Origin of the sequence: Hominimerdicola aceti (genome assembly GCF_025567495.1) — a bacterium.
In the GTDB taxonomy this organism is placed as follows: Bacteria; Bacillota; Clostridia; order Oscillospirales; family Ruminococcaceae; genus Hominimerdicola; species Hominimerdicola aceti.
The window spans coordinates 25,636-34,919 of the sequence record NZ_JAOQJZ010000020.1 but is presented as its reverse complement, the minus strand read 5'-3'; the positions used below and the strand labels follow the sequence as shown (position 1 = coordinate 34,919).

6 protein-coding genes and 1 pseudogene are annotated in these 9,284 nt (G+C 44.3%); 4 read left to right on the top strand and 3 right to left on the bottom strand.

Translation table 11 applies throughout. The features are described from left to right. A pseudogene (locus OCV57_RS13650) lies at positions 1 to 416 on the bottom strand (IS481 family transposase); the annotation flags it as partial. Positions 417 to 626: 210 nt separating this feature from the next. On the opposite strand from OCV57_RS13650, the gene OCV57_RS13645 reads away from it, so the two are divergent. Genes OCV57_RS13645 through OCV57_RS13635 form a run of 3 tightly spaced genes read left to right on the top strand, consistent with a single transcriptional unit; the run spans position 627 to position 2,913 of the window. After that, positions 627 to 1,484: a pyridoxamine kinase gene (locus OCV57_RS13645; RefSeq protein WP_117957656.1), complete on the top strand. Its 858-nt coding sequence runs from the start codon at positions 627 to 629 to the stop codon at positions 1,482 to 1,484. 21 nt (positions 1,485 to 1,505) lie between these two features. Then, entirely contained in the window at positions 1,506 to 2,012 is a 507-nt protein-coding gene (locus OCV57_RS13640) for a tRNA (cytidine(34)-2'-O)-methyltransferase (protein ID WP_117957654.1), read from the top strand. A gap of 28 nt (positions 2,013 to 2,040) precedes the next feature. Continuing rightward, positions 2,041 to 2,913 carry a DegV family protein gene (locus OCV57_RS13635; protein WP_267301985.1) on the top strand — a complete coding sequence of 291 codons (873 nt, stop codon included), beginning with the start codon at positions 2,041 to 2,043 and terminating at the stop codon, positions 2,911 to 2,913. Positions 2,914 to 2,980: 67 nt separating this feature from the next. Here OCV57_RS13635 and OCV57_RS13630 read toward each other — a convergent pair whose 3' ends face one another. After that, positions 2,981 to 5,512 carry an InlB B-repeat-containing protein gene (locus tag OCV57_RS13630; RefSeq protein WP_267301984.1) on the bottom strand — a complete coding sequence of 844 codons (2,532 nt, stop codon included), beginning with the start codon at positions 5,510 to 5,512 and terminating at the stop codon, positions 2,981 to 2,983. A gap of 254 nt (positions 5,513 to 5,766) precedes the next feature. Here OCV57_RS13630 and OCV57_RS13625 point away from each other — a divergent pair, with 254 nt between their 5' ends. Beyond that, complete coding sequence (locus OCV57_RS13625; protein ID WP_267301983.1) at positions 5,767 to 7,518, top strand: helix-turn-helix domain-containing protein; 1,752 nt, start codon at positions 5,767 to 5,769, stop codon at positions 7,516 to 7,518. A 98-nt stretch (positions 7,519 to 7,616) separates the two neighbouring features. On the opposite strand, the gene OCV57_RS13620 is transcribed toward OCV57_RS13625, so the two are convergent. Then, positions 7,617 to 9,173, bottom strand: coding sequence for a cohesin domain-containing protein (locus tag OCV57_RS13620; protein WP_267301982.1), 1,557 nt, complete (start codon positions 9,171 to 9,173; stop codon positions 7,617 to 7,619). Positions 9,174 to 9,284 lie beyond the last annotated feature (111 nt).

Here is a 9,284-nt window from a genome sequence, read left to right as displayed (position 1 = left end):
TGAACACGTTCTCCGGGGTATGTCATCTGCTCGTATGGCTTTGGTTTATACGTCGCTTTCTTCGGCTTTTTCGGAAGCATTCCTAGTTTTTTCATAACCCTGTAAAGACTTTCAAGACAGCGTGTATACCCTTGTTTTCTGAGACGATGCCATAGTTCGGGAAGCTCAAGTGTCGGGTTCCGCTTGTGATACCTTTTGATAAGATCTATTTCTTCCTTGGTATGCTCATTGGGATGATGATGCGGTCGGCGTGATTTAACTGCAAGGGACTCCACACTTCCGTCCCAGCGTTTCAGCCAGAAATATATATATGAACGTGATTTATTGTATTTTCTGCTTGCTCGGCTCACTCCATATTTCTTTGCGTAATTCATTAAGGATTGACGAAACTTCATATCTTGTGTTATACTATTCATGAGAGATAGGCTTCCTTTCTGATTTGTATTTGTGTGGTAACTTTATTTTATCAGATTTTTGCCTATCTCTCTTTTCTTTTTTCTTAATTTTGTCCAATATCTATTGTAGCACTACAAAAAAAATATTGCCGGCAAGCCATGGGCTATTGAAAAATCCTGATGGATATGTTATAATAATGCTTATGAGTATTTTTTAAGAGGGTTTTTATTATGCAGGGTTGTAAAAAGGTTGTTTCCATTCAGGATATATCAGGTCTTGGCCGGTGTTCGCTAACAGTTGTGATACCTGTGCTTTCCGCTATGGGTATTCAGGTGTGTCCTGTGCCTACGGCTGTGCTTTCGGCACACACGGGCTACAGCGAGTTTGTTATGAGAGATCTTACAGACTTTATGAAGCCTGCATTGGAACACTATAAAAAAATGGATATGAAATTTGACTGTGTGTACAGCGGGTTTCTAGCTTCAAGCGAGCAGATAGACCACTGCCTTGAGTTTTTCGAGGCTTTTCCTAACGCCCTGAAGGTCGTAGACCCTGTTATGGGTGACGGTGGAAAGGCATATAAGACTTACACAAAGGAGCTTTGCAGCCGTATGGTCGAGCTTGTAAAGGTGGCGGATATAATCACGCCTAACCTCACAGAGGCGGCTATACTTCTTGGTGAGGAATATCCTACGGCTTCAATGCGCAGCTCTGAGATAAAATCATGGCTTGTAAGGCTTTCAAAGCAGGGCGCAAAGATCGTTGTTATCACAAGCGTAAATCTTGCAGACGGCGGAATGTCAACTGTAGGCTATGATAAAGAAAATAACAGCTTTTGGAAAATAAAGAATGATTATGTTCCTGCACACTATTCAGGAACGGGAGATATGTTCACAAGTGTCCTTATTGGAGGACTTCTCAAGGGTGACAGCCTGCCTATCGCAATGAACAGAGCCACAGCGTTCACAGAGCTTACTGTCAAGACTACATACAGCTACCAGACCCAATGGACAGACGGTCTTATGCTGGAGGGTCAGCTTCCTTGGCTCACAAGCTATCAGGAGCTTAGGGACTATACGAATTTGTGATATCAGGAAGTGTTACCGAAGATGAACAGACTTAATATCGTGCTTGTAGAGCCGCAGATACCGCAGAACACAGGCAATATTTCAAGGACTTGTGCAGTGACAGGTGCGGCACTGCATCTTGTGAAGCCTTACGGCTTTGAGATAAGCGACAAAAAGCTAAAGCGTGCAGGTCTTGATTACTGGGATAAGCTGGAGATACATGAGTATGACGACCTTGACGACTTTTTCTCCAAAAACAGTGGTGAGTTTTACTTTTTTACCACAAAGGGCAGAATGGTACACTCAGATGTGGATTATCCGCAGGATAGGGAAGTGTATATAATTTTCGGCAGGGAGGACAAGGGCCTGCCTGAGAAACTGCTTTATGAAAATCCACAAAGCTGTGTGAGGATACCAATGAGGAAAACGCTCAGAAGCCTTAATCTGTCAAACTCAGTGGCGATAGCCTGCTATGAGGTGTTAAGACAGTGGAATTATCCCGACCTTGGCAGAGAGGGCAAGCTGACGCAATATACATGGGACGAATAAAATAAATAAAAAAACGGAGGGTGAATTTATGGCAAAAATAAAATTTCTTACCGACTCAGCGAGCGATATCACTGAGGAGCTTGAAAAGAAGCTGGATATCCAGATAATGAATTTCAAGGTGGCAATGGGTGATGACAGCTACACATCAAGGATAGATTTCGACAACGAGAAATTCTACAAAATGCTTGACGATTTTGACGGCATACCTGTTACATCGCAGATAACAGCTTTTGAATATCAGGAAACTTTTGAGAAGCTCTACAGCGAGGGCTATACTGATGTTATAAACACTACCATAAACTCAAAAGGCTCGGCAACATATAACAACGCTGTTATGGCGGCAGAGGAGTTTTATTCCGCTCACCCTGAGGCAAAGGGCAAGTTCACAATATACAATATAGACGGCGAGAGCTACTCAGGAGCGTATGGCTATGCAGTAGTTCAGGGCGCAATGAAAGCCACAAAGGACGTTCCTGCGGCTGATATCGTGGCATTTATGAAGGACTGGATAAAGAACTGCGTTATTTTCTTTGCACCATATACACTCAAATATGCAAAGAAGTCAGGAAGGATTCCGTCTGCGGCTGCTTTTGTGGGCGAGGTAATGGGTCTTAGACCTATCATGAGGATACATGACCATGCTATCGTTACAGAAACAAAGGTAAGAGGCGACAAGGCTATTGTGCCAAAGATACTTGACCTGACTGTAAAGGAAATGATACCGCAGACACCTTACTGCATCGTTTACGGCAATGACGAGAGCGTCAGGGACGAAATGGCACAGGCTATGACGAAGAAGGTGGGCTATCCACCTGTGGAGTGTTTCCAAATAGGTGCGGCAATTGCAATAAACGCAGGTCCAAAGGTGACGGGCATTATCTTTAAGGCACAGAACAAGTAAATTTGATATGGATATAAAAAAACGGACGTTTCGCTTTGAAACGTCCGTTTTTTGTCAGCTCATGTTGTTATTTGTTTTTACGTGATTTTCTGCCTGCAACTACAAGTCCGCTTCCAGCTATAACGAATGTAAGCAGTATACCGCTAACATTATTGCCTGTGTTAGGGTTTGTGCTTCCTGCGTTGTTCTTGGCAGGGGTCTTGCTGTCTGTATTTGAGTTGCTGTTTGTGCTTGTGCCACTGTTATTTGAACTTGTGTCTTTGCTGTCTGAGTTTGTATCGCTGCTGTCAGAGCTTGTATCATTTGCCTTTGGCGTCATAGTAAGGTCAGTGATGACCCACAAGGTGCCGTCAGAGCCGTCGCTCGTATCATTTTCATAGCGTTTGTAATTCACAAATTCGCCGTTGATTTTCAGCTTAGTATCAGGTCCGAATATGTAAGAGGTATTTTCACTCTCAACAAAGCCCACAGCTTTCACATACACGCCGTAATGATATGTCTTTCCACTTTCAAAAGTGGTTATCTTATTTTCATAAGCGCCGCTGAAGAAATCCGCAGAGATCGCACCTGTCTTGCTGTCCAATTCCCACCACTCGCAATTGTATGCATACTTCACGCCTTCAGGACTCTTGCCGGTGAATACGGGTTTGTCGCCGTTCTTGAAGTTGATGGTGACATCATTTATCTCCACCACGTCAATAACTTTCACGGTGGACGGCGTCATGGTCAATACATTGCTGAACCAAATGGTTTCACCGCTATCATCCACATCGATCTGATCGGGTGTCAGGGTGATTTCTTCGCCGTTGATATAGAGCTTCGTGTTCTGATCGAAGCGGTAGCCCTCTTCAATGCCCAAATCGGAAATCTTGAAATATACGCCATAGGTATAGCTTTTGTCGGCTTCAAATTCCGTAATGAGCTTACCGTTATAGCGTTCATTCCAGTAGTCGCTGGAGGTAATGCCATAACCGCTGCCGTCATTGGCGTCCCACCGCTGATGATCGGTGTCAACGATAGGGTCAATGACACCGGTGCTGAAAAGCGGTTTATCTCCGGCATTAAAGTTGATAATGGCATCAAGTCGGATCTCTTCAACAGCCTGACCGGGTCGCAGCTCTGTTCCATATTGAATGAGGCAGGTCTTGCCGTCATCCATCACCATGACCCACGCGCTAGACGGCAGGCTTGCTCCATTCAGTGTAACATTTTCATTTTTCAAATTGCGATCGAAGGTATAGCCGTCCTTTGCCTGAAGTTTCACGGAATATATATACCTTCCGCCCTTTTCAAAGGTATTGAATCGAACATCGTCGTCCGAATAAACGCTTTCATCAGAATACCAGTAGCCAACCGTGTGCATGGTGTCGTTGGCGTCCTTTTCCTGCTTTTCCCAGCACTCAAAGAGAATATCATATTTATCCTGATTAGTGCCTGTTCGCTTGGCCGATGCCTGCGGGGCATTGCCCGGCTGATAATCGAGCTTCACGTTTTCGATATCGATCATGTTAATACTGCTTAAAGTTGCCGCAGGCGTCCAATGTGCTTTTAGAGTAATATTCCCAGTGATCTTGGTATCAAAGGTATACTTTGCATCATTTAGATACCACCCAGCAAAATCATAGCCGTTCCTCTTCGGTTCATTTGGCTCGATCGCAGAAGTATTCAATACCTTTTGCTCTGACACTGCACTTCCGCCGTCTGAATCAAAAGTCACTGTGAACTCATCAAAAGACCATGGAAATACACCACAGTTCTCGATCGTACCTCCAGAAATGACAACGATCGCCGTATTGTTTTTGCCATATACTGCATTGCCGAGACCTCCCAAGTCTACCTTGCAGTCCTTAATTGTGCCGCCGGTCATGGTGAAGCTGCCATTTTCGTATATGTTCACTGCACCGCCATTATTGCATGCAGAACAGTTTTCAATCGTTCCGCTGTTCATCACGAAGAAGCCGCCCTGCTTGACAAATACAGCACCGCCGTCGTCCTCCGCTCTGCATTTGCTGATCGTACCATCGTTCATCGTAAATGTGCAGCCCATGCCTATATCCACAGCAGCGCCGTCATCACCTGCTTTGCAATTCTTAATAGTACCGCCGTTCATAACAAACTTGCCGTACTTGACCGGAGTTTCCGTTACACCAGTGTTGGATACATCCACTGCGCCGCCGTCTCCGTAGGCATCCGTGCAATTCACGATACTGCCGCTCTCTAGAGTAAGCGTTCCGCCTTTGACTTCAAATCCGCAGTTCTTGTTCTGCCCATCGATCTTGCCATTGGTGCCGCTGTCCTTTACTGTTAGGTTTCCGCTGCTGCGCACCCGAATTATATCCTCATCTGTCGAGCTGCAGCTCAGGGTATATCCGTTGAGATCAAGAGTAACAGTGCGCTCCACATCTAGTTCCCAGGTGGTCTCAATGTTTCCGCCCAACTTGATTTCTGCAAATTCCGTATTTTCCAATGCCGACTTCAGTTCCGTTTCATTACTGACTGTAGAATTTTCAGCAAATGTCAACATAGACATTTGTGGTGCTGCCAAACATAGGGTAAGGATAAAAGCGGTTATTCTCCCTTGCAGTGATCGTTTTTTCATAATATACATCTCCTTTTGATATTATATTTTTTCTCATGTTCGTTATTATCCTATAAGCACACCTCCATTACTTTGTATTTTCCCTAATGTGATATCCTTTATCACATTATAACAAATCTATGAATAAATTTGTGATTTATTTCATAATAGTCATATGCCAATTTTGAAATTATATATCGTGGGGGACTTCCTTTTTTGATAAATATGATATATAATTAACGTAATACCATATGACAGCGGGAGGGATCGTTAAAATGAAGTTTTGCGAACAGCTTGGTAAGTATATAGAACAGCTTTCCTGCACGGCAAAGGAGCTTTGTGAGTTGTCAGGGATATCTCCCTCAACATTTAGCAGATACAGAAGCGGAGAGAGAATACCTGAGATAGACACTGTGGCGTTTGACGGGCTTTGCAACGCTCTTGAGGCTGTGGCAAGGGAAAAAGGCTATGGCGATATGACAAGGGAGAACATAAAAAGAGCCTTTCTTGACTGTGAAGATATCATACCTGCCGACAGAGAGTCTATGCGGCAAAATTTCAATACCCTTATCTCAGCCCTTGATATAAACATCAAGCGTATGTGCAAGGAGATAAATTATGATGTTTCCACTGTTTTCCGTATACGGAACGGTACTAGAAAGCCTGCCGACCCAGAACGCTTTGTCGCCGCAATAGCAGGCTTTACTGCAAGGGAGCTTAGAACTCCCACAGAGATATCAGCGGTCGCACAGCTTGTGGGCTGTAATGAAAGTGATATAGAGGATGTGTCACAGCGTTATGAAGTGATATGCAAATGGCTGTTCAGCGATCATGCCAGACAGAGCAGAGAGATAAAAAGCGGTGGAATTGAAGAGTTTCTTGATAAGCTTGATGAGTTTGACCTGAACGAATACATAAAGGCGATACGTTTTGATGAAATGAAAGTACCTGCATTGCCTTTTCAGCTTCCTGTGTCAAAAAGTTATTTTGGCATCAAGGAAATGATGGAAAGCGAGCTTGATTTTCTGAAAGCCACAGTCTTGTCACGTTCTAATGAGCCTGTGATAATGTATAGTGATATGCCTATGAAGGAAATGGCTGATGATCCCGAATTTCCGAAGAAGTGGATGTTCGGTATGGCTCTGATGCTTAAAAAGGGTCTGCACCTTTGTCAGATACATGATCTTGACCGCTCCTTAGAAGATATGATGCTTGGTCTTGAAAGCTGGATACCGATGTATATGACGGGGCAGATAGCGCCTTACTATTTGAAAAACGTACAGAATAATGCTTTTTTGCATTTGCTGAAGGTGTCAGGTGCGGCGGCTCTTTCAGGTGAAGCCGTGGCAGGCTTTCACAGCGAGGGCAGATATTATCTGACCAAGTCCAAAAAGGAGCTTGAATATTATCGTAAACGTGCCAATGATCTGCTTTCAAACGCCTGCCCGCTTATGGAGATATACCGAAGTGACAGGGAAAAAGATTTCAGCGATTTTCTCACTGCCGATTCCCACAGACGTGGCGGGCGCAGGAGTATTTTATCTGCTCTGCCTGTTTATACTATGGATAATGACCTGCTCAATAGTATACTTGACAGAAACGGCATTGACGACCGCCGGGGCAGAGATATAAAAGCTTATGTCAGCGAGCGTAAAAAGCGAGTTGAGAGCATACTGGAAACCATGACCATAGAGGACGAGATATGCTGTCTTTCCCGAGAGGAATTTGAAACACGTCCCCATGCCCTTGACCTGTCGGGTGTATTCTGTGCCAGTGATGTTCTTTACAGCTATGATGATTATTCTACACATTTAAAAAGCACAGAACGCTACGCACAGACACATGAAAACTATAGCCTTAAATATGCTAAGCGGCAGACCTTCTGCAATTTGCAAATACTGATCCATGAAGGTCAGTGGGCGATGATATCAAAGGGTAACGCGCCTGCTATACATTTTGTTATACGACACCCGAAGCTTCTCAGCGCCTTAGAGAATTTCATTCCGCCTGTTATAGAAGATCAATAAAATGCAGGATCATACTATCCCCTTGGTGTTCCTGACGAAAAACGGACGTTTCCATCGGAAACGTCCGTTTTTATAGCCAAAAGAAATATATTCGGTTATTATTCTTCGTCCTTTGCGGCAAATCTGTTGAAGATAAATGCAAATATCGCAAAAATAACATATCCTGCGGCAATGACAGTAAGAATGTTCTTTGTCATTTCAACGCCTGTTGACGGATTTACTTTTGAGCTGTCAGCCTGCGATGAGGCCTCGTCAACTATCTGCTGTATCTTTTCTGTTGCCTGTGATCCTGTAAGCTCCTGCGAACTGTCGCCCTCGCTTACTGTAGTAACAGCCGCACCGACATTTTCAGGCTGTCTGGCTGCTGTTGTGGTGGTGCTTTCAGGCTGTATGTTTTCGTCAGCCTTTGGCTCTGTGCTTGCTGTTGTAGTAGTTGTGGTCGTTGTATCGTCAGCAGGCTTTGGTTCTGCCGCTGTGACCTTTGTAACAGCTGATGTGTCAACTGCTTCCTTGACAGGCGTTACTTCCACGGAAGCTATCTGAAAATCTGCATTTGCCTTTAAGTAATAAAGCTGTACGAAAACTTCGTCACTTGTTCTTGAAGGGTCAAGATCTGAGTATATCCACTGTGCTTCCTCGCCGCCTGTGAGCTTCGTGCTCTGTGCAGACCAGCTTCCGTCAACCAACGCACCGACTGCACCGCTTGCGTTGCCTGATGACTTTACGTTGACCTTTACATTGTAATGCTGAGAATAGTCTGTTATGTAGTCAGAAAGCTTGAAGCCGAACTGAAGGGAAGTTTCGCTGTTGAAGTCAGCGTCACCCTGCTTGTGTGTGAAAAGCGGTTCGGACTCAGGCTGTGCAGATGTTGCGGTTGTAGTGGTCTGAGTTTCGCTCTTTGCTGTTGTAGTCGTTGTGGTGGTTTCAACAGGCTTTGTTGTAGTTGTTGTAACTTTCTCAGACTTAGCCGTAGTTGTGGTAGTCGCTTCGGACTTGGTCGTAGTCTTTGCTGTAGTTGTCGTTGTAGTTGTGGTCGACTTTGATGTAGTTGTAGTAGCTTCAGCCTTAGATGAAGCAGTCGTAGTGGTCGTTGCAGGAGTTGTTGTGATCTCCTCCCCTGCACTGACAGTGAGCGGTGAACCCTCTGTAGGTGCTGAGTATGAAACTGATTTGTATCCACCGTCAGCTTCCGCCACCATTGTTTCAACCTCTACCCAATAGTTTATCTTGCCTGTTACGCCGTCTTTTACCTTGAAAGTCGCAAGGGCAAGATCTGTGCTGTCCTTTATGTTAGAACCTGTAAGGTTTGCACCGACTATTTTTATAGTGCCTGATGAAGCAACATAGTTGGTTATAACAGAGAATTTGCTTCCCACATTATATGTACTCTCGCTCTCCTCATCGGTCGGCACATATACTGTTACCTTTGACGGGTCATAATGCAGGTCTATAGTGAAGCCTGCAATGCCTGTTTTATCAGGCTCAAGGCTCGCTTTTACGTTTATGCTGTCGCCTGCCTGTGCAAAGTTCTTGTCGCTTGTGAGCTTTATCTCGTTTCCGCCCGATGCACTAGCCACCGTGGAAACAATGCTCGTGAGCATAAGAAACGCTGTTGCCACCGACAGCGCCATCTTGTTTATTTTCAGTTTTTTCATTTGATACCTCCGTTGCAAAATCGTGTTTTTCTGTCAGTATTTTGCTCTTGATTAATTTTGTTTACTATTGTTTTGTCTTTAATTTGTAATATTTCATTATAAAATATTACA